Origin of the sequence: Lactobacillus sp. B4026, assembly GCF_026535825.1 — a bacterium.
GTDB lineage: Bacteria > Bacillota > Bacilli > Lactobacillales > Lactobacillaceae > Lactobacillus > Lactobacillus panisapium.
The window spans coordinates 95,629-116,618 of the sequence record NZ_JAFNPD010000007.1 but is presented as its reverse complement, the minus strand read 5'-3'; the positions used below and the strand labels follow the sequence as shown (position 1 = coordinate 116,618).

The window sequence follows — 20,990 nt, the reverse complement described above, 5'->3', positions numbered from 1 at the left end:
CGAAAGGAAAAGTTTATGAATTTAACCAAATTGCAAGAATGGCTACAGAGTTCTAATAACGACGTAGCTTATATTTCAAATCCAACCACAATAGCCTATTTTACAGGTTATGATATGGAGCCGCATGAACGAATTTTCGCTCTTCTAGCTTTCAAGGACCAAGACCCATTCGTCTTTGTTCCTGCCCTAAATGTAGAAGAAGCCAAAAATTCTGCTTGGAATGGCGATGTTTATGGCTACCTTGATTCAGAAGATCCTTGGGCTGTAATTGCTGACAAAGTTAAGCACAGAACTACAGCATACCAAAAATGGGCGCTTGAGAAAAATAATTTGTCTGTTTCTCACTACCAATTGCTTCATCAACAATTCCCTGATGCAAACTTTGATGCCGATGTGTCTAACTTTATCGCTAAAATTCGTTTGTATAAGACGCCTGAAGAAATTAAGCAATTACAAGCTGCCGGTGAAGAAGCTGACTTTGCTTTCCAAATCGGTTTTAACGCCATTAAGACTGGCGTAACCGAAAGATATATTGCTGGTCAAATTGATTACCAGTTAAAACTGCAAAAAGGTGTTATGCACGAAAGTTTTGAAACTATCGTGCAAGCCGGTGCAAATGCTGCTAATCCTCATTTAGGCCCAACAATGAACAAAATAGCACCTAATGAATTAGTGCTATTTGATCTTGGAACTATGCACAACGGCTATGCATCCGATTCTAGTCGAACAGTTGCTTATGGTGAACCAAGTGCAAAGGAAAAAGAAATCTACGAGATCGACCGTGAAGCACAACAAGCCGCAATTGATGCTGTTAAACCAGGGATGACAGCTTCTGAACTAGATAGCGTTGCCCGTGACGTGATTACTAAGGCCGGCTACGGCGAATATTTCATTCACCGCTTAGGTCACGGAATTGGCAAGGATGTGCATGAATATCCTTCAATTGTTCAAGGCAATGACTTAATTATTGAGGAAGGCATGTGCTTTTCGATTGAGCCTGGCATATACATCCCTGGTGTTGCAGGTGTAAGAATCGAAGACTGCGGCGTTGTCACTAAAGACGGTTACCAACCATTTACACATACTGACAAAGAGCTTAAGTACATTCCGCTCAACGACTAATTTCTCTATAATAAAAATGCACTGGCGGGAGATTGCTCCTGCTAGTGCATTTTTTGTTAACTTAATTGTTAAGGTCTTGGTAAAGTGTCATCCTTTGGCAAAACGCCTGGATCCTCTGGGCCTTCAGCATTATGCAGATCATCAACTGATTTTTCTGCATTGTCCTTTTGAATTGGGTCATCATCTTTTGAATTATCAATGACAATATCATCAAAATCTTTTAATTCAGAATCATCCTCGACATTCTTAGGGAATGATGCCAATTGATTTTTAACTACTTCTGTACCGTTATCATATTTTTTCTTCAAATCTTGAACGGTATCATTATTCTTAACTTTTCTCTTTAATTCATCAATTTGATTATCGCTAACAAGCAATGAGCCAGCTAAAAAACCTGCTGCTCCACCTACAATAGCACCTAATACAAAATCAGTAAATTTTCTCATCGTAGTAACTCCTTTTTACTAATCCTTACCTTTACGACGCCTACGACGTGCAAACATCGACGATAAAGCAGAAGACATTATTCCGTTATTGCCTTTCAGACGGAAGTTGCTGACGCGTTTTGCCATCTTACGGGAGGACGCGTTAACATCCGAAACGCTAACACCTAAATCTGCGGCTGCTTGAACCACCGGATCTAGGGTTTCCATTTTAACGTTCACGTCCGCCAATAACACATTGGTTTTATCAAGTAAATCACCTGTTTGCTGAAGCAAGACATCAGCTTCTTTCGAAATCTGCTGTATTGATTCATTGGCACTCTTGATCATTTCTTCTGCTTGTTTTGTCGCCTTTGTGGCACGAATAAGCACAGGAATTGTGAAAAGTACTAAAATTAATAATGCAACCGCAGCAATTATACCTGCTAATGCACCATAAGACATTATCATCTTCAACCTCCAATTCTATACCTAAAAAAAGTCTAGCATGAAAATGCTTCAATCTCAATCTATATGTAATATTTTGCTATAGTTAATATGCATATAAGAAAGGCGGGAACCATGAAACAAGCGTTTCAAATCAACCAAAAAGTTTTAAAAATCAATTGGGATCAAATTGGCGAGCAATTAATCTCAGTTGTGTGGCAATTAGCAATATCATCTTTGATATTCTATTTAATTAATCAATTTGGCAAAAAAATTATTAATCATTATTTAAACCATAGCAAGCGCCCACAAACCAAGCGATCGAAAACAGTTGCGGCTTTAATTAATAGTATTTTTTCTTATACAGTTATCTTCTTTTATTTATTTGCTGTTTTATCAATATTGGGTATTCCAATTGGGACTTTGCTAGCTAGTGCCGGTATCTTTTCCCTTGCTTTAGGCATGGGAGCTCAGGGATTTGTCAGTGATTTAGTCAACGGCTTTTTCATTTTGAGTGAAGATCAATTTGATGTTGGTGACATTGTCCAGATTAATAATCAAACTGGGGTGGTTGTTCAGCTAGGATTACGGACAACCAGACTAAAAGGAACAGATGGTTCGATTATCTACATCCCTAACCGCAACATTTCAATCGTCCAAAATCTCGCCCACGGCGGTATTGGTCTTGATATTGAATTGCAGTTAAAAGTTTCCAATGACTTTAACAAGGTTCATCAACTCATTGAGCAAGTAAATAATGACATAGACATAGGTAAAAATGTCCTTGTCCAAGGTCCCAATATTATCGGGATTACCGCACAGACAGCTCAAACAGCTACATATGTCATTCATTTTCAAGTCGAACCAGGGTATGAAAAAGCTGTTCAAGATCAATATTTGACGCATTACTTAAAAACGCTGCAAGCAAATGGCATTTTATTAGCACAATAATGAAAAAGGTTAATCCCATAGTTAGGATTAACCTTTTTTTAAAATTGTGCTAGCCAGGCAGGAAAAGCAGCCAATAATTTTTGGATTGCCCTGCCACGGTGTGACAAACTATTTTTTTCTTCAACCGTCATTTCAGCAAAGGTTTTGCCTTTTTCCGGAACATAAAACAAAGGATCATAGCCAAAGCCATCTTCTCCTCGAGGAGCCGCCAGAATAAGGCCACTACACTGACCCGAAACGACTAGATCCTGAGCAAAATTGCCCGGCATCGAGGCCACAATCGTGGTATTAAAACGTGCTGTCCTTTTTTCAGGTTTTACCCCACCAAGTTCTACCAACAATTTAGCATTATTTTTGCTGTCATTATGCTCTTCTCCGGCAAACCGAGCGGACCGAACTCCGGGCGCCCCATCAAGAGCATCCACCATTAATCCTGAGTCATCAGCAATGGTCACCATTTGACTGTAATCAGCCAGAGCATGCGCCTTTAATTTAGCATTTTGCTCAAAGGTTGTTCCATATTCCTCAACAATTGGCGCATGAGCCAAATCTTTGTTAGTTTTGATAGCAACATCTATTTTGGCTTTTTTAAAAGCCTCTTTTAATTCCTTAACCTTGCCATAATTGGTCGTAGCAAACAAAATTTCTTTCATAACTTGCCTTTTCTTTTTTATAAATGATGAGCGGTAAAATTAGCGTCATTGAGCACTATTTTGCCCAATTTTTCTACTAGCTCAACCTCACCAGTTGTGTAATATTCATGTTGAGCAGATTTGGTACTGGCACCTAACAGCCCTTTTTGCTTCATCAATTCAAAGGTACTTTCCGCTACCTGATCTGCAGGATCGACTACCTGAACCCCAGTCGGCAGACACTGAACGAACTCATCACGAATAATTGGATAATGTGTGCACCCTAAAATCAAGGTATCAAATGTGCTATTTTCTAGTGGCTTTAGGGTTTGCTGCAAGGCTGACAAATAGTTTGATCTGCCAGCATTTTTTTCAATCAAAGGCACTAATTGTGGTGCCGCAAGCTCTGTCACCTGAACTTTAGGATCGCGCGCATTAATTTCTGTTTGGTAAGCATGGAGTGCCACTGTCATTTGCGTGGCAACTACTGCAACCCGATTAGTTTGAGTTGCGCGAATTGCCGCACTGCTTCCAGATTGAATCACGCCGATAATTGGAACGGTTATTTCTTTTTGGATGATATCCATCGCGACTGCCGTGGCAGTATTGCAAGCAAAAATAATCAACTTAACATTTTTACTTAATAAAAAATTGACACTGTTTCTAGTCAGTTCGACTATTTCTTCTTTCGTCTTATCACCATATGGGATATGGGCATTATCACCGATAAAAACAGTTGATTCGCCTGGCATCTTTTGAATGATTTTTTTGACAACAGTTAAACCACCAACGCCAGAATCTAACAGGCCGATTGGCCGATTATCCATAATATAAATCCCCTCAATTTTTTCTATTTCTCTCAATTTTACGGTAAAATAAAAGAAAATAAAAGGGATGAAATTCTTTATGCAAGACAACAAGCAACAAAGCGAACACGTGTATTTTGTTAATCAGTTATACCGCGACTTTCTTTTACCCACCATTTTAGGTGAAGACAATGAGGCAATCTTATATTGGGGTGGCAAAAAAATTGCCCGCAAATATGATTTGTCGTCTTTTGACGACGTAGTCAGTTTTTTTGCTACCACTGAATTTGGCGATTTAACAAGAGTAAAGCAGCGGCGAACTGAGACCGTTTTTGAATTAAGCGGCCAAAGTGTAACCGATCGCTTGAACAGCGATAGTCATGAGTTTTCTCTAGAAGCCGGAATTTTAGCAGAAGCAGTCCAAAAAGAAACTGGTCGGACTACAGAATGCGAACTAAAGATTGATGATAAAAGGAAAATCGTTCAAATAGCAGCCAAATTTGACTAAGTTTAAAAGCTTTTTAATTGAGTTTTTGCCCATTTTTGCAATATGATTAAAGTGAGAATGGAGGAAATAAAGATGCTAAAAGAGTTTAAACAATTTATTGAACGTGGAAATGTAATTGACTTGGCTGTTGGTGTTATCATCGGCGGAGCTTTTACTAATATTGTAAATTCATTAGTAACAAACTTAATTAACCCATTAATTGGTCTATTTATTGGCAAAATTGATTTATCAAATTTAGTAGTCAAGGTTGGCGGCGCAACCTTTAGGTATGGTTCATTTATTAACACTGTGATTAACTTCTTAATTATTGCATTCATTGTTTTCTTACTTGTGAAGGCTGTCAATAAAGTAACCAAACCGCAACCGGCTCCAGCTCAGCCATCTGCTGAAGATTACTTAAAAGATATTCGGGATTTGCTCCAAGCAAAAAATAACTAAAAAAATAAGGCTCTCTCTTCTGAGAAAGCCTCTTTTTTTGCGTTTAATCAGTATATTGATTGAGAATTTGATCAAGCTTGGCCTTTGGGGTATAGCCAGTTATCCGATCAACAATTTCCCCATTTTTCTTAATGAGTAAAGTTGGGATAGCCATAATGCCAAGAGAACTTGGTGTTTCTTTATTTTGATCAATATCCATCTTCGTAAACTTAACATCTTGCCGTTCTTCAGCCAATTCATCGACAACAGGTGATTGCATCTTGCAAGGACCACACCAAGTTGCCCAAAAATCTGTTAGCACAACGCCATCTTTTGTTTCTTCTTCAAAGTTCTGATCTGTTAGTTCATCAACCATGAATATACCTCCCTATATATAATGCAATATTTCTTATCTTATAAAATTCATTATAGCAAGCCGACTTACTTTTTACAAGTAAGCTGTTTTATTTCAAATGGACAATAGTTGCACCGTTACCACCCTCGTTAGCAGGAGCATAATTAAAGCTTTTTACGTGACTACTGGAACGCAAATATTGCCACACACCTTTTCTGATTGCACCTGTTCCAATTCCGTGAATGATTGTGACGACATCAAGGCCAGCAAGTAAAACAGAATCAATATACCGATCAAGGTTGGTCATTGCCTCATCATAACGCTGTCCACGTAAATCAAGTTCGCTACGGGCGTTACTTCGCCGGTTGGAACTAACAGCACGGACGGTTTTCTTGGTTTGCTGCTTTTGCTGATTTATCTTTTCAACATCACGATCACTTACTTTTACTTTGATAATGCCCATCTGGACTTCATATTGATGCTCAGATAGTTTTTTAGTGATTGTTCCTGTTTGATTGTAAGATAAAACTTTAACCTGGTCGCCCACCTTGACGTGATGCCGTCTTTTTTCTTTTTGCAGGACGCGATTATGAGCTAGGTTTTCATTTTGCTTTTCAAGCTGCGTTAACTTTCCCTTCGCATCAATCAGTTCGTTTTGCTTAACATTATTCGGCTGCTTTTGCAGCTGTTCAATGATTTTTTCGGCTTTCTTTCGGCTTTTGGCGACAACTTCATTGGCCCGTTCCTGGGCAAATTCTAACTGCTTTTGCACACGCTGGTTATACCAATCAAGTGCTTGCTGCAATTTTACTTCAAGCTTTCTACTCCGATCAAGGCTGGTTTCTAAATGCCGGCGTGCAGTTAACGCCTTTTTAGTCTGTTTGGCTAGTTCGGCAATCATTTGGTTAATATCTGCATTATCATCAGACATTAGACCTTCCGCATTTTTTACAACATCTTCACGCATTCCTAAGCGCCGTGCAATTGCAAAGGCGTTACTGTGCCCAGGAATACCGATTTGCAGGCGATAAGTTGGTGATAAAGTTTTTAAATCAAATTCCATTGAAGCATTTATTGCTTTGGGGCGGTTGTAGCCATATAGTTTCAACTCAGGGTAATGAGTGGTAACAATTATCTTAGCTTGCTTTTTTCGCAAGAAATCCAAGATACTAATTGCCAAACTTGCCCCTTCCTCGGGATCAGTTCCAGCTCCAATCTCATCGATTAGCACTAAAGTTTGCTCATCAACATTTTTCATTATTTTAATGATGCCATTAATATGCGAAGAAAAAGTACTAAGTGATTGTTCGATTGACTGTTCATCACCAATATCGGCACAAATATCCTTGAAAACGCCAGCCTTACTATTTTCAGCAACAGGAATGAATAGTCCTGCTTGCACCATTAATTGCAAAATGCCCACAGTCTTTAACGTAATTGTCTTACCACCGGTATTCGGACCAGTAATCAGCATTGTGTCAAAATCTTCACCCAAACGAATATCATTAGCAACTACTTTATTGGGATCAATTAACGGATGTCGCGCCTGCAAAAAAACAAGCGAATGATCTTCAGTTAGTTGAGGCTCTGTCGCCTTCAGTTCACGTGCTAATTTTGCTTTAGCCTGAATAAAGTCTAACGCAGTTAATGCAGCAGCAATCTGCTCAATCGAATCAACTTCTTGCCGTGCCTGCGAAGAAAGAGAATGTAAAATCCGCTGAATTTCCCTGCGTTCCTGAGCTAATAGGTTTTGTACCCGATTATTTAAATTAAGGACGCTGCTAGGCTCGATAAACAGGGTTTGCCCGCTGGCACTCTGATCATGGACTACACCGCCAAATTTATTGCGGTATTCTTGTCTAACCGGAATAACGTAACGTTCATCCCTAATGGTAACAATTTGCTCAGACAAATATTTACTGCTATTTCCCTTAAGATAGCCGTCCATGCGCTTTTTGATTTCTTCATCGTTTGCTTTTAATTCTCGCCGTAATTGTGCTAACTCGCTTGACGCGGTATCGAGTACTTCACCATCAAAAGTTAGCGACTTTTTTAACTGATTAAAAAAGTCTTCTGGAACGTTTAAATCTTCCAGAATAGTTTCAATTGCAGTCAGATCAAGCTCTTCATCATCAACGTCTTCTAAAAAGCCATTGACATCATTAGCCAAAGTTAAAACCAGCAGTAAATTACCAAGCTCAGCCGCATTTAAATTAGCATTAATCCGCAGTCGTTTCGTACTTGGCTTCACATCCATAAAGTCCGTTAAGGGTAGTTGCCCCTTGATGCGCAGCATATTGGCGCCAGTTAATGTCTGCTTTAAAGCTTGTTGTACCCACGAAAATTTGCTACTAGGTACCAAATTAGCCGCCTGCCTTTTTGCTGGGGCGGTAATTGCCATTTCCTGCAAGCGATCCGTAATCTTTGCAAATTCTAATGTTTCTAATATTTTGTCATTCATTTTCTTCAAAAAATTTCTATTAATAAAAAAGGCTGGCTAAGCCAGTCTTTTTTGTTTATTCACCACTTAAGCGATCATCATCCAAGAAGGTATTTAGGACTCCTTGAACCATGTTCCATTCATCGTCTGCCTCAATTTCGTGCAAATCACTGCTGGTTACATCGCCTGCATCGTCTGCATCATAACTAAAAGCAAGAACCTCAATTTCTTCATCCTCACCAGCTGAAGCAGGATAAAGCAAAACGTACGACTTATCATAGTCATCTGAATGAAATGTGAATAAAATTTCGTATAATTCTTCATTACCTTGATCATCAACTAAGGTAATTTGACGGTCATCACCGTGAACTTCTTGTGTCATATTAATCCTTTCGGTTTAAGTCTAAATAATTCTGCAAAATCAAAACCGCGGCCATTTGGTCGATTACTTTCTTACGCTTGTGCCGATCATGAATTCCGGCTTCTTCGACCAAAACCCGACTTGATTCAACTGTCGTTAATCGTTCATCAGAATAATAAACGGGCAATCCGAATTTATCTTTCAGCCTTTTACCGTATGCCTTACTGCGAGCAACAGATGCTCCAGATGAGCCATCCATATTTTTGGGCAAACCCAAGACAAAACCATCTGGATCGTATTCACGGACAATTTTTTTCAGTGGGCGCATGCCAAAATTAAATCGTGTTTCATCAATTGGAATTGTTGTGACCTTTTGGGCGGTTATGCCTAGCTCATCGCTAACAGCTACACCAACAGTTTTTGATCCAACATCTAAACCAAGCAGTCTCATCTATTTGTTTTTTCCAAGATAACTTTTAACAAGCTCTTCAATAATTTCATCACGTTCGTGCTTTAAAATCAAATTACGAGCGTCATTATGCCGTGGAATATAAGCCGGATCACCAGACAATAAGTAACCAACAATCTGATTAACGGGATTATACCCTTTTTCTTCAAGGGCATTGTAAACATCTTGCAGAGTATCATAAACATTTTTGCCTTTATTTTCATTAAAGTCAAAATGCATTGTCTTATCTAGCGAACTCATAATTATTCCTCCTTGCTTAATTCTACTTGAAAAGCAGGATAAACTCAATTATTTATTATTTGAAACTAGTGTGAGAACTTGCTTAATCGCCTCGTCAAGACACTCAGGTTTTTTACCACCAGCTTGAGCCATGTTTGGACGGCCACCGCCGCCACCACCGAAGATTGGGGCAACTTGTTTAATTAAATCGCCAGCCTTTAAACCGTGATCAAGAGCTTTTTGATTCAAGCTAATAATCATGTTTGCTTTGCCATCTTTTCCAGCAGCTAAAACTAAAACATCTGACTTATTACCGCTCTTCCACGTATCTGCAAGTTCACGTAAGTCATTCATGCCGTTAACATCGGCTTTTTGAGCGATAACCGTTAAGTCACCGGCTTGTTCAACGTTATTAAAAATTGCTCCGGCTTTAATCTGATTAATCTTAGAATTAAGTTCTTCTACTTGCTTTTGACTATCATGCAAGTCTTGTTCTAGACTGTCAACCTTATCCAAAATATCTTGTGGTTTAGTCGATTTTACTTCAGCTTGAATCTCATCCAGTAATTCTGAACGGTTAGCTAAGTATTCATAAGCCTTCTTCGACATTACGGCTTCAATTCGTCTTAAGCCGGCTCCGATAGCTGATTCCGAGGTAATCTTAAAAATACCGATTTGGTTGGTATTAGCACAGTGCGTTCCCCCACAAAATTCAATGGAGAAATCACTAACTTGAACTACCCGAACCTGATCGCCATATTTGCCATCAAACAAAGCCAAAGCGCCCATTTCTTTTCCGCTTTCGGGATCAGTAATAGTCGTTTTAACATCAATTGCTTCCCAAATCTTTTGGTTAACCATGTTTTCAACTGACTTAAGTTCTTTAGGAGTCATTGGCTCAACGGCAGTAAAGTCAAAGCGGAGAAAATCTGGTTCAACTAAACTTCCTGCTTGGTGGGTATGTTCACCGAGCACACTCCGTAAAGCGGCGTGTAGCAAATGCGTTGCGGTATGTGAATGACGGAGGCCTTCACGACGGACGCGGTCAATCTTTAAGGTATATTCTTGTCCTTTTTCCAGTGGCAAAATAACATCAACAAAGTGCATGTTTTGGTCGTTTGGTGCATGTTGCACGTCTGTTACTTTAGCTACCAAATCACCATCATGGTTGTAGATATCACCGTGATCAGCCACTTGACCACCGCGTTCAGCGTAAAATGGGGTCTTGTCAAAAATTAACGTAGCCTGCTCGCCATCGGCTTTATCAACTAACTTATCATCAACAATAATGTCGATTAGCTTAGCGTGCTTTTCTTCATAGACACCATATTCAAACTCTGACTTATCCTTTAAGTTCATCAGGGTTTCATCTTGTGCACCCATGGATTGCAGATTACCACGAGCCTTACGGGCACGCTCTTTTTGTGCCTTCATTTCTGCATCAAAGCCCTTTTTATCAACTTTTAAGCCTGCATCTTGAGCGGTCTCAAAGGTTAATTCATACGGAAAGCCGTAAGTATCAAAGAGCTTGAACGCATCCTTACCCGCAATTGTTTTATCATGATCCTTTTTCGCAGCTTGAATTAAATCGTCTAATAAGCTCAAGCCGGAATCAAGCGTCAATTGGAATCTTTCTTCCTCGTTCTTGATTACCTTAGCGATAAAGCTCTTCTGGTCTGTGACTTCAGGGTAATGGCTTTCCATAATCTTGCCAACTACTGGAACCAATTTATACAAAAATGCGCCTTTAATTCCTAACCGTTGACCATTTAAATCTGCCCGTCTGATTAACCGCCGTAAAACATAGCCACGTCCTGTGTTGGAAGGCAAAGCGCCATCGGCAATTGCGAAACTAACTGTTCTTACGTGATCAGCAATGATTTTAAAAGCAGTTGTATCTGCCTTATTTTCGCCATACTTCTTATTGGCAGTCATTTTTTCTGTTTCATGGATAATTGGTAAGAAGAGGTCTGTTTCAAAATTGGTTGGAGCATCTTGTAAAATTGACAAGACACGCTCTAATCCCATACCGGTATCAATATTCTTATGGGGTTGATCAACATATTGACCATTTGCCAAGTGGTTGTATTGTGAGAAAACAATGTTCCAAATTTCAAGGTAACGCGCGTTTTCCCCACCAGGGAAGTTTTCAGGGTCATCTTCGGCCACATCATTATTTTCTTGCCCACGATCATAAAAAATTTCGGAATCGGGACCACAAGGACCTTCCCCAATATCCCAAAAGTTTTCTTCAAGTTTGACAATATGATCTTCCGGCATTCCGACTTCAAGCCAAATCTTTTGGGCCTCGGTATCCTTAGGATAAACGGTACAGTATAATTTTTGCGAATCAAAATCAAGCCAATCAGGACTGGTCAAAAATTCCCAAGCCCAAGTAATTGCTTCTTTTTTAAAGTAATCACCTACAGAAAAGTTGCCAAGCATTTCAAAGAAAGTTTGGTGTCGCGCCGTTTTACCGACATTTTCAATATCATTAGTCCGGATTGATTTTTGCGAACTTGTGATTCTGTGATTCTTTGGCACAACGGAACCGTCAAAATATTTCTTCATTGTCGCCACACCAGAGTTAATCCAAAGAAGAGTTGGATCATCTTGTGGAATTAGTGACTGACTAGGCAAGACCATGTGACCATGCTGTTTAAAGAAGTCTAAAAACATTTGTCTAAATTCAGAACTTGTCAGTTTCTTCATTAATTTTCTCCCTTTTGTCAAAATAAAAAACACCATTGCTATCTTTAAGGACGCCTAAAACGCGGTACCACCTCAATTGCAACAGTGCTTGTTACCTCTTAATAATCTTTATTATATAAAAACGTAAGGAGCATTTTTTAAGTAATCAATAAATCTTTCTCAGCAACCGATTCTCTCTTTGATTGATTAGCCTAAAAAACATATCTTAAGTCAAAAACAATTGTACTACTTGGCTTATCTTTGTCAATAAGCAGTTAAGTTTGATTACAGCTGTATGCATATTTATTTAAATAATTTATCCCAACTTTTTCCCAAAGCGTTTTTGCTTTTTAAGGTAGGTGTAACCCAAATGTTCATAGAATTTGTGCGCACCGGTTCGTTCCTCCCCTGAACTTAGCCTAATTTCAGTAATACCAGTTTTTTGTGCAATGTGCTCAACCTCAGTCATTAACTTGGAACCAATTCCTTGATGCTGCGTTTGCGGGCTAACAGCTAACGCTAAAATATTATACATTGGGGCAAAATAAAGTTCCTCAAATAGTTCGATATGAATATAGCCAATTACCTTCTTAGATGTATCGTCAACATAAACGAGAATAAGGTGGTGCTCTTGATCAGCAAGTAGCCGTTTGAGATTGGCAGCCGTTTTGGCCACAGGATAATCATACCCAAGCTGCTCTTGATTAATTTTTTGAATTTGTTCTGCGTCGCTTTCTTGTGCAGATCGAATCATCTTGTTTTCCTCCTAAGCTTATTTTTAATTACCAATATCATTACACTCAATTTACTTCCGGTATCAGCAAACTGTCAATAACATTAAGGAAAAAGAAAAGAAGCTTTAATAAGCTTCTTTGTTTCTTTACTTAAGATAAAAATCGTCAAAAACGGTTACTGGCAGCCGTCTCTTATGTTCACTTTTACGCCACAAGTCTTCAATTCGTTCTGCAGCTTCTTCCGAAACTTCACGCCCTTCAAGATAGTCATCAACATCTTGGTAACGAACGCCCAGAGCCGTTTCATCTGGAAGAGCAGGTTGTTCTTCTTCCAAATCAGCAGTTGGTGCCTTCAAATACAAATGCTCAGGGCAATTTAATTCTTGCAGCATCTGTTTGCCTTGCCGTTTATCCAGACGGAACAATGGGGTTAAATCAGCTGCACCATCACCGTACTTAGTATAAAAGCCGCTAAAATTCTCTGCAGCATGGTCAGTGCCAACGACTGCACCGTTGTTGGCGCCAGCGATTGCGTATTGTATAACCATTCTTTCACGGGCCTTGATATTGCCCTTGTTAAAATCCGAAATTTTTTCGCCAGCAGCGGTTAAACTAGCAACCATAGCATCAACAGCAGGCTTAATGTTGACAATTAAATCTTGATCAGGCTGTTGAAAAGCAACCGCATCGGCGGCATCAGCAGCATCGGCTTGCACGCCATAGGGTAAGCGAACCGCAATAAATTGATAAGACTGATCTCCGGTTTCCTTCCGCATTTCGGTAATGGCCATTTGACACAATTTACCGGTTAAAGTCGAGTCCTGACCACCAGAAATCCCCAATACGTAGGTTTTTAAAAATGGGTTAGCCTTTAAATAGTTTTTCAAAAAATCAACTGACCGTCTAATTTCCTTTTGTGGATCTATTTTAGGCAAGACGTGTTCATAAGCAATAATTTCTTTTTGTAATGGTCTCATCGAGTAGTTTCTCCTTTATTGATTTGACTGCGAATGTCCTGAATCATATTCATCTTACTGTCATATAAATCCTGGGAAAGATCCACCGGGTATTCTTGCGGATTCAGGCTTCGCTTGTATTCATCCCATAGACCATCTAAGTTAGCAGCACAGAACTTCTTAATATCAATTAGTTTTGGTTTTTCGTATACTAATTTACCATTTACAAAAATATCGTGAAGCAGCGGCTGAGCCGTGTAATCTGTCACTATCTTATTAATGTAGTTATATTGCGGATGAAACATATAAAGCGAATCAAACTTCCGCGGGTCGACACCAGCACGGGCAATCCAGTCACCCTCATTTTTCTTTTCTGTATTAGCAGATATCCGCCAAACCTGTTTTTTACCTGGGGTGGAAACCTTAACCGCATTAGAAGAAATCTTTAACGTGTCACGCATTTGGTGCTGATCATCCTCAATTGAAACCAATTTATAAACTGCACCCAAAGCCGGCTGGTCGTAAGCTGTTATATACTTAGTACCAATTCCCCAAACGTCGATTTTAGCTCCCTGCATTTTTAAACTAGTAATTGTCGTTTCATCCAAGTCATTAGACGCATAAATCTTGGCATCAGGATAGCCAGCGTTATCTAGTTCATGTCTTACCTGCTTAGAGATATAAGCCATGTCACCCGAATCAATCCTGACACCTTGGAAATTGATTTTATCACCCATTTCATCGGCTACCCGAATTGCATTTGGAACGCCGCTTCTGACTGTGTCATAGGTATCGACCAAAAAGACACAATCATGATGAGTTTCGGCATAGGCCTTAAAGGCTTCGTATTCGCTGCCAAAAGCCTCAACTAAAGAGTGCGCATGGGTTCCAGAAACAGGGATTCCAAATAACTTACCGGCACGAACATTGCTTGTTGAATCAAAACCGCCGATATAAGCCGCTCTTGTTCCCCATAATGCAGCATCTGTTTCCTGGGCTCTTCTCGTTCCAAATTCCATGACGCCATCGCCCTGAACAGCCAGCTTCACCCGCGCTGCTTTAGTTGCTAAAAGAATTTGGTAATTAATAATATTTAAAATTGCTGTTTCAACCAATTGACATTGTGCTAACGGGCCCTCCACTTGAATAAGTGGTTCATTGGCAAAAACAATTTCGCCTTCACTCATTGAGCGAACAGTTAGTTGCAATTTGAAATTACGTAAATAATCGATGAAGTCATCATCATAACCTACTTCATCTTTAAGATACTTCAAATCGCTTTCCTTAAAATGCAGGTTTTGGAGATATAAAATCACGTGCTCAAGACCGGCAAAAACCGAGTAGCCGTTGCCAAATGGCTCTTTGCGATAATAAGCTTCAAAAACGGCATTACGTTCGGAAATCCCTTTTTTAAAGTAGGTATACATCATATTAATTTCATACAAATCTGTATGTAAGGTCAAGGAATCATCTTGATCTAATTCTTGGTAAAACATTATGTCCTCTTAACTTATCTATAATAGTTTTGGTTTAATTATAAACATTTAAGCAAGTTTAAACAATTTAGTCACCTTTTATTAAAGACTGATAGACGGTAAGAATACTAGACAATTGTTTATTCAAAGAGAAGTTATCCGCAACATAAGCTTTTTCACGAAATGCCATCTGCTTAAGTTCTTCTTTAGGAGTATTAACTGCTGCTTGCAGTGCCGCCGTAATCGATGCCACATCGCCCGTGTTAGCGATGAAGCCATGGCGTTTGTCAGGTATCATCATTTCAATGTCACCCACATCAGTCGATAAAATAGGTAAGAGATTATCACTTGCTTCCAAAAGGACTAAGGGGAAACTTTCGGAATAAGAAGTTAGAACCGCAAGATCCATTCGCCGGTAGAGATGTTTCAACTGCTTATGAGTCATAAAGCCCTGAAAAGTCACCTGTGGACCCAACTCCAATTTTTGCGTTAACTCTTGCAAAGACCGTTTTTGGGTTCCATCACCTGCGATATACAAGTGAACATTACCATTGTCGAGCTTCTTTAGTGCCTGCAAAAGCAATTCTTGCCCCTTTACTTTTTCTAACCGGGCAACATTAACAATGTTAAAATGCGGGTGCTCATATTTAGCCGGAATGGCTGAATCATCATGGAAAAAAGTACCGTTATAAATCACATGCACTTTAGCGGCCGAAATGCCAGCTTTGGTAGTGATTAAGTCGGCAAATCTTTTGGTTATAGCAAAAATACAATCAGCTTTTTTGAGCGCACGAATATTTTGGCGGGTAAAGACTTTGCCTAAAAAACCTCGCCCCTTGAAGTCTAAATAGGGATCAGAATGGACGGTAACGCACCACCTCGCCGTGATTTTTCCCTTAATTAAAGCTAAATAGAGGTTAGCTCGCGGTCCATGCGTATGCACAATGTCAAAATTACCATGGTTGATAAAGTCGGATAAGCGGCGAAGACTGGTCAAATCATAGCGACTCTTTACCCCCAAAACATGATAATTTATTTTTGCTTCTTGAGCGGCCTTAGCAACTGGTCCATCCGCTAAGCATAACAATGTAAAATCCTTTTTTTCGCTTTTGGCTTCTTTTAGCAAATTGATAATATGGGTCAACCCACCGCCAGATTCAAGACCAGCATTGACATGCAGAACTTTCATGTTTTATTTCTTTTCCTTTTTAGCTTGATGAACATCAAGCATAAATCTTGGCAACTTGCTCACACGCTTAAACCGCGATGGCTCTTTAAGCAAACGGTAAAACCATTCAAGATGAGCTCTTTGCCATAATTGGGGCGCACGTTTAACCATACCCGAAAAGACATCGAAACTACCGCCAACTCCCATCATTAAGGCTGGGAGCAGATTACGGCGTAAAAGTGCTAATAGCTGCTCTTGGCGTGGTGATCCTAACGCAGCAAATACTAAATCAGGCTCAGCGCGCTCAATTTGATAGGCTATTACTTCCAAATCTTCTTTGAAATAACCATCCTCCGCTCCGACTAGTTGAATATCAGAATATTCATGGGCTATTTTAGCTTGAATTGCATGGATAACGTTTGGCTTTGCTCCGATTAAGTAGACGCGAAGGCTACGATCATTGGCTAGTTTCATTAACCAAGTAAATAAATCATAGCCAGTTACTCGTTCCTTTAACGGTGTACCCAGTATATTAGCAGCTTTAATAATTCCTATTCCATCAGGAGTAATATAGTCCGCATCATAGTTTAAAATTTTCATGAATTCAGGATTTTCGTTGGCTGCCAGCACAATCTCAGGATTAGCAGTAACCACAAATGTTGACTGGTGAACATTGATTCGCCCGATAAATTCGTTTTGAAATTGATGAAAACTTTTGTTATCAAAATCAACACCTAAAACATCTACTTTATCCATGATAATCTCCTCTCGTGGTTAATTAACTTTATTTTAGCAGACTATTAGTTAATACGGGATATGTTTTACCTTTTCTACAAATATGATAATATTAAATCGTCAAAGCAATAGGAGCACCAAATATGAAAAAAGTTATTACTTACGGCACATTTGATTTATTGCATTATGGTCATGTTCGTTTACTTAAGCGTGCACGTGAATTAGGTGATTACCTAATCGTTGGCCTTTCAACCGATGAATTTAATGAATTTCAAAAACACAAAGAATCATATAATAATTATGCTGAACGCAAGTTTATTCTTGAGGCTATTCGCTATGTGGACGAAGTGATTCCCGAAGAAGATTGGGACCAAAAGGTGACGGATATCACTAAGTATCATATTGATACTTTTGTTATGGGCAGTGACTGGCAAGGTAAATTCGATTTTCTGAAATCAGTTTGCAATGTCGTCTACCTGCCCCGCACTCCGGGAATTTCAACCACTAAAATCAAAAAGGACCTGAAATAAAAAAACTCTGAACTAGTTGATATTAACCAGTTCAGAGTTTTTTATTTGGAAAAAGTGAATTCAAAGCGGTCGGCCACATAACTTGCACGCGTATATTCAAATGGCTGCCCTGTTGACAGCTCGGTTACCTGCAAGCGCGTTATTAGGGCTTCGCCCTTTTTGGCATCAAGCAGCCGCGCAGAATTTTCGTTGGCTACAGCTGCCGAAATATGTTCAGTAACACGACCAATTTGATAACCGTTCTTTTCAAGGGCCTGATACAAGTGCGAAGAAATGTCGGCCTTAGAAATTTTACTAATCAACTCTTGTGGGATGGTAACCACTTCATAGCAGATTGGAACATTATCAGCATAGCGAATTCGCTCCATCCGTAGAACCTCTTGGTCGTCTTTTAAATTTAGCCGTTCAGTTTCTGATAAAGATGGCTTACCAAAACGATAAGAAATCAACTTACTTGAAGGTGTCTGACCGTTAGCATGAGTAATATCAGTAAAAGACATAATCCCCGACATTTTCTCTTGGACTTTTTGATTTGCCACGTAAGTGCCGCTGCCAAGGCGTTGTTCTAAAATACCCTCATCTTCCAGCGTTTTAATAGCCTGACGTAAGGTCATTCGTGAAACCCCAAACTTTAGTGCAAGTTGTCGTTCAGCCGGTATCCGGCTACCAACTTGATAAACGTGATTTTCAATTTCACGTTTAATCTGATTATGAATTTTTATATACATCGGCTCTTCCATTAGTACACCTCCAACGATAATTCTTATTATAATCCAAATTGGTCTACCTTGCACAAGCTTTATTAAATTTATTTTTTTAGCTTATTTTTTCTTAGTGGTCCACTTCATTCCTAAAAGACGAATATCAGCTTTTTGACCGCATTCAACTGTAATCGAAGAATCACTGCTAGCAATCACACTAGCACGCATTTGAGCTTGGTCTTTAACGGCTAGATCAGCACCGTTAGAATTTAAAATTAAATCGTGCCCTTCAAGAAGTGCATAATCACCTAATGCCAAGAAATACTGGTAATCCGCACCGCCATTAAAAGTAGCGCGTCGCGCAGTACATTTAACGTGGTCTTGAAAATCGGCGTGATTAATAATAACTGAATTATTAAGCGTAATGACTGCGTCATTGACAGCAATTAAGCGATTAATCTGACAGTTTTGCACAATTATGTGCGGTTTTTGATCAAGATAAATGCCCCCATTAAAATTACTGCCAACAATGTTAACCCATGTTTCTTCCGTAATATACATGCAGGTATCATCAGTAGACAAAAGCTTGCTGTTAAGCATATTTAACCAAACCTGCCCTTGCAAGAGCATTGAATCAGCAATTGAATTGTTTAAATCGACCTCTGCATTTGTTTTAGTAAAGGTATCAATACTGCCGTAAACACGCGAGTTATTGATAATTGCCGTCCCGTGGCCCTCAATTGCTAGCGCACCAAATTCTTCAGAAACATGCTCAATTGAGGAATCATTCATTTCTAACCGAAAATCAGCATCAGCATAAATTGAAACAGAGCCATTTAAAATTACCGTTGAATATAACTCCAAGGTGGCCTTGCCATTAATAGCTACTGCCGCCGTATCCGTGCCAAAGCCCTTAATAACGCAATTTCGCAGCGTCAAATATGTATTAGCTTCTGCCGGTACATATAAACTATTAGAATCATTGTTAGTGTTAATACATAAATTTTCTAAATTAACAAATTGACTGTCGGTGGCTAAGTTGACACAACCTAGAATTGTGGTGTCTTCTGGCAAACTGCCAGTGCCTTTAATCGTAATGTTGGAAAACAAGGTTTTTGCAGGTAATTCATAAAAACCTGGCTCCAGCAATAAAACGTCATCTGCACGTAAGTCCTTGAGGGCTTCATGCCAACTGATTTCGCCGCCTCCAGCACCAACGTTAACTAGTCTCGACATAAAATTCCCTTCTTATAAAAGTAAACTAGCCTTTATTGTACTATTTTTTAGACTGATTAGTTAAATGGTAAGTTTAATTGACGCAATTCACAGGAAAAACTTTAGAAAAATAAAAAGACAACCCAAAAGCTGCCTTTTTTCGATAATTTTTATTGGGTTAGCTGGATTCGAACCAGCGCATACTAGTACCAAAAACTAGTGCCTTACCGCTTGGCTATAACCCAGTGATAATGGAGGAGGGTGGATTCGAACCGCCGAACTCAGAGAGAGCGGTTTTACAGACCGCCGCGTTTAGCCACTTCGCTACTCCTCCGTTACGCACGTTAATTATCTTAACTAAAAACATGCGTAATTGCAAGCAAAAATTTGCGAAATTATTTACTTATTTTCTTCAACGTATTTTTTAATTCGGCGCAAGCCTTCATTGATCTGATCCATGCTGACAGCATAAGAAAAACGAATATAGCCTTGGCCGCCCAGAGCAAAGCTTGAGCCCGCAGTCACAGCAACGTGTGCTTTATCAACCAAATCATAGATAAATTTAGAATCGTCTTGTTCTAATCCTGCCGGAATTTTAGCAAAAATATAGAAAGCTCCTTGCGGTTTTGCACATTCAAAGCCAATATCAGTTAAGCCCTGGTACAAAACATCTCGCCGCTTTTGAAATTCACGCTTCATTGGTTCAGAATCATTCATACCATTTTTGAAGGCTTCCTCAGCAGCGTCCTGCATAGGCGTTGGCTCAGTAGTCACGATGGTTTGGTGAACCTTAGCAATTTGTTCCAAAATAGCCTGCGGTGCACAAACAATTCCGATTCGATACCCGGTCATTGCCCAAGCCTTGGACACACCGTTCATCAGAACTACCTGGTCATGCAGAGATTTTTCCATTGAAGCATGAGGCTGATCATAATTCAGTTCACTATATATTTCATCACATAAGGCAAAGATTGGTTTGTCCCGAATCACATCTGCGATGGCGTCAAGCTCTTCTTGGCTATACATTACCCCAGTCGGATTTGTCGGATAATTCATGACCAACATCCGTACTTTGTCACCGTATTCATCAAGAACTGCTTGCAACTTAGCTGGCGTTAACTTAAAACCATCTTTTGAAGTATCAATCGTAACGATTTTAGCACCATCATTTAAAATATTGACATCAGACATATAGAGCGGAAATATTGGAGTCGGAACCACCATAATGTCTCCCGGATTCAAGCAAGCGCAAACCGTATCAAAAATCGATTCCGTTACGCCATTTGTAACCAGCACTTCAGTTTCTGGGTCATACTTTTGCCCATATTTTTGCGCCAAAAAGTCGGCTGCCGCTTTGCGTAAGCCCATCGTTCCGTTTGACGGTGCATAATGGGAGTGATTTTCATCAATCCCTTTCTTGGCAGCATTTTTAATATGATCCGGTGTATTAAAATCAGGTTCACCTAAGGTAAACTTGACTACATCAGGAATCTTGCTGGCATAATCCGAAAACTTCAAAATTGGATTCGAGGGTGCGTCTGCTAAGCCCTTTCTCGTGTACTTTATTAAATCAACCATTTTTTCACCAAACTTTCCTTTTCATTTTTGTTAATTATACATTTAATAAAAACTATTT

At 39.4% G+C, this 20,990-nt stretch carries 23 protein-coding genes and 2 tRNA genes; 5 read left to right on the top strand and 20 right to left on the bottom strand.

Annotated elements, in window-relative coordinates; genetic code table 11:
• The first annotated feature begins 15 nt into the window (after nucleotides 1–15).
• Nucleotides 16–1,122: an aminopeptidase P family protein gene (locus J3U69_RS07270; protein ID WP_103753054.1), complete on the top strand. Its 1,107-nt coding sequence runs from the start codon at nucleotides 16–18 to the stop codon at nucleotides 1,120–1,122.
• Nucleotides 1,123–1,190: 68 nt separating this feature from the next.
• Here J3U69_RS07270 and J3U69_RS07265 read toward each other — a convergent pair whose 3' ends face one another.
• Together J3U69_RS07265 and J3U69_RS07260 are read right to left on the bottom strand one after the other, a co-directional pair.
• Nucleotides 1,191–1,568: a DUF1269 domain-containing family protein gene (locus J3U69_RS07265; protein WP_103753055.1), complete on the bottom strand. Its 378-nt coding sequence runs from the start codon at nucleotides 1,566–1,568 to the stop codon at nucleotides 1,191–1,193.
• An 18-nt stretch (nucleotides 1,569–1,586) separates the two neighbouring features.
• Entirely contained in the window at nucleotides 1,587–2,015 is a 429-nt protein-coding gene (locus J3U69_RS07260) for a DUF948 domain-containing protein (RefSeq protein WP_103753056.1), read from the bottom strand.
• 111 nt (nucleotides 2,016–2,126) lie between these two features.
• Between J3U69_RS07260 and J3U69_RS07255 the strand changes: the two genes are divergently transcribed.
• Nucleotides 2,127–2,942: a mechanosensitive ion channel family protein gene (locus J3U69_RS07255; protein ID WP_267413559.1), complete on the top strand. Its 816-nt coding sequence runs from the start codon at nucleotides 2,127–2,129 to the stop codon at nucleotides 2,940–2,942.
• A gap of 38 nt (nucleotides 2,943–2,980) precedes the next feature.
• Here the strand turns inward: J3U69_RS07255 and J3U69_RS07250 are convergent, their stop codons facing one another.
• Both J3U69_RS07250 and murI read right to left on the bottom strand, forming a co-directional pair.
• Complete coding sequence (locus J3U69_RS07250; RefSeq protein ID WP_220220799.1) at nucleotides 2,981–3,595, bottom strand: XTP/dITP diphosphatase; 615 nt, start codon at nucleotides 3,593–3,595, stop codon at nucleotides 2,981–2,983.
• A 17-nt stretch (nucleotides 3,596–3,612) separates the two neighbouring features.
• Nucleotides 3,613–4,401 carry a glutamate racemase gene (murI, locus tag J3U69_RS07245; protein ID WP_267413558.1) on the bottom strand — a complete coding sequence of 263 codons (789 nt, stop codon included), beginning with the start codon at nucleotides 4,399–4,401 and terminating at the stop codon, nucleotides 3,613–3,615.
• A 67-nt stretch (nucleotides 4,402–4,468) separates the two neighbouring features.
• On the opposite strand from murI, the gene J3U69_RS07240 reads away from it, so the two are divergent.
• Nucleotides 4,469–4,888, top strand: a complete 420-nt coding sequence (locus tag J3U69_RS07240) for a YslB family protein (protein WP_103753060.1) — start codon at nucleotides 4,469–4,471, stop codon at nucleotides 4,886–4,888.
• Nucleotides 4,889–4,960: 72 nt separating this feature from the next.
• Nucleotides 4,961–5,326: a large-conductance mechanosensitive channel protein MscL gene (gene mscL / locus J3U69_RS07235; protein ID WP_103753061.1), complete on the top strand. Its 366-nt coding sequence runs from the start codon at nucleotides 4,961–4,963 to the stop codon at nucleotides 5,324–5,326.
• A 43-nt stretch (nucleotides 5,327–5,369) separates the two neighbouring features.
• On the opposite strand, the gene trxA is transcribed toward mscL, so the two are convergent.
• From trxA to J3U69_RS07180, 11 genes are all read right to left on the bottom strand, one after another.
• Nucleotides 5,370–5,681, bottom strand: coding sequence for a thioredoxin (gene trxA / locus J3U69_RS07230; RefSeq protein WP_220220797.1), 312 nt, complete (start codon nucleotides 5,679–5,681; stop codon nucleotides 5,370–5,372).
• A gap of 88 nt (nucleotides 5,682–5,769) precedes the next feature.
• The gene (locus J3U69_RS07225; protein ID WP_267413557.1) at nucleotides 5,770–8,121 is read right to left on the bottom strand and encodes an endonuclease MutS2; all 2,352 of its coding nucleotides are present in this window, start codon (nucleotides 8,119–8,121) and stop codon (nucleotides 5,770–5,772) included.
• A gap of 55 nt (nucleotides 8,122–8,176) precedes the next feature.
• The gene (locus J3U69_RS07220) at nucleotides 8,177–8,482 is read right to left on the bottom strand and encodes a DUF1292 domain-containing protein (RefSeq protein ID WP_103753064.1); all 306 of its coding nucleotides are present in this window, start codon (nucleotides 8,480–8,482) and stop codon (nucleotides 8,177–8,179) included.
• A 1-nt stretch (nucleotide 8,483) separates the two neighbouring features.
• A complete protein-coding gene (gene ruvX / locus J3U69_RS07215; protein ID WP_103753065.1) occupies nucleotides 8,484–8,912 on the bottom strand; it encodes a Holliday junction resolvase RuvX in 429 nt (142 codons plus the stop codon).
• The gene (locus J3U69_RS07210) at nucleotides 8,913–9,170 is read right to left on the bottom strand and encodes an IreB family regulatory phosphoprotein (protein WP_103753066.1); all 258 of its coding nucleotides are present in this window, start codon (nucleotides 9,168–9,170) and stop codon (nucleotides 8,913–8,915) included. It lies immediately after the preceding gene.
• 48 nt (nucleotides 9,171–9,218) lie between these two features.
• Complete coding sequence (gene alaS / locus J3U69_RS07205) at nucleotides 9,219–11,861, bottom strand: alanine--tRNA ligase (RefSeq protein ID WP_267413556.1); 2,643 nt, start codon at nucleotides 11,859–11,861, stop codon at nucleotides 9,219–9,221.
• Between the two features lie 295 nt (nucleotides 11,862–12,156).
• Nucleotides 12,157–12,594 (bottom strand): GNAT family N-acetyltransferase, encoded by a 438-nt coding sequence (locus tag J3U69_RS07200; protein ID WP_267413555.1) that lies wholly within the window; start codon nucleotides 12,592–12,594, stop codon nucleotides 12,157–12,159.
• 126 nt (nucleotides 12,595–12,720) lie between these two features.
• Nucleotides 12,721–13,551, bottom strand: a complete 831-nt coding sequence (gene nadE / locus J3U69_RS07195) for an ammonia-dependent NAD(+) synthetase (RefSeq protein WP_267413554.1) — start codon at nucleotides 13,549–13,551, stop codon at nucleotides 12,721–12,723.
• A complete protein-coding gene (locus J3U69_RS07190) occupies nucleotides 13,548–15,026 on the bottom strand; it encodes a nicotinate phosphoribosyltransferase (protein ID WP_103753070.1) in 1,479 nt (492 codons plus the stop codon). The genes nadE and J3U69_RS07190 overlap by 4 nt, the downstream gene beginning before the upstream one ends.
• Nucleotides 15,027–15,093: 67 nt before the next feature.
• A complete protein-coding gene (locus tag J3U69_RS07185) occupies nucleotides 15,094–16,194 on the bottom strand; it encodes a glycosyltransferase (RefSeq protein ID WP_267413553.1) in 1,101 nt (366 codons plus the stop codon).
• Nucleotides 16,195–16,197: 3 nt separating this feature from the next.
• The gene (locus tag J3U69_RS07180) at nucleotides 16,198–16,929 is read right to left on the bottom strand and encodes a WecB/TagA/CpsF family glycosyltransferase (protein ID WP_103753072.1); all 732 of its coding nucleotides are present in this window, start codon (nucleotides 16,927–16,929) and stop codon (nucleotides 16,198–16,200) included.
• Between the two features lie 122 nt (nucleotides 16,930–17,051).
• Between J3U69_RS07180 and tagD the strand changes: the two genes are divergently transcribed.
• Nucleotides 17,052–17,438, top strand: coding sequence for a glycerol-3-phosphate cytidylyltransferase (gene tagD, locus J3U69_RS07175; RefSeq protein WP_267385716.1), 387 nt, complete (start codon nucleotides 17,052–17,054; stop codon nucleotides 17,436–17,438).
• Between the two features lie 41 nt (nucleotides 17,439–17,479).
• Here the strand turns inward: tagD and J3U69_RS07170 are convergent, their stop codons facing one another.
• The 5 genes from J3U69_RS07170 to J3U69_RS07150 form a co-directional block, all read right to left on the bottom strand.
• Nucleotides 17,480–18,178, bottom strand: coding sequence for a GntR family transcriptional regulator (locus tag J3U69_RS07170; protein ID WP_103753074.1), 699 nt, complete (start codon nucleotides 18,176–18,178; stop codon nucleotides 17,480–17,482).
• 81 nt (nucleotides 18,179–18,259) lie between these two features.
• Nucleotides 18,260–19,375 carry a hypothetical protein gene (locus J3U69_RS07165; protein WP_267413552.1) on the bottom strand — a complete coding sequence of 372 codons (1,116 nt, stop codon included), beginning with the start codon at nucleotides 19,373–19,375 and terminating at the stop codon, nucleotides 18,260–18,262.
• Between the two features lie 152 nt (nucleotides 19,376–19,527).
• Nucleotides 19,528–19,599 (bottom strand) — tRNA-Gln (locus J3U69_RS07160).
• A 7-nt stretch (nucleotides 19,600–19,606) separates the two neighbouring features.
• A tRNA-Tyr gene (locus J3U69_RS07155) sits at nucleotides 19,607–19,688 on the bottom strand.
• A gap of 65 nt (nucleotides 19,689–19,753) precedes the next feature.
• Complete coding sequence (locus J3U69_RS07150; protein WP_103753076.1) at nucleotides 19,754–20,932, bottom strand: aminotransferase class I/II-fold pyridoxal phosphate-dependent enzyme; 1,179 nt, start codon at nucleotides 20,930–20,932, stop codon at nucleotides 19,754–19,756.
• Nucleotides 20,933–20,990: the final 58 nt, after the last annotated feature.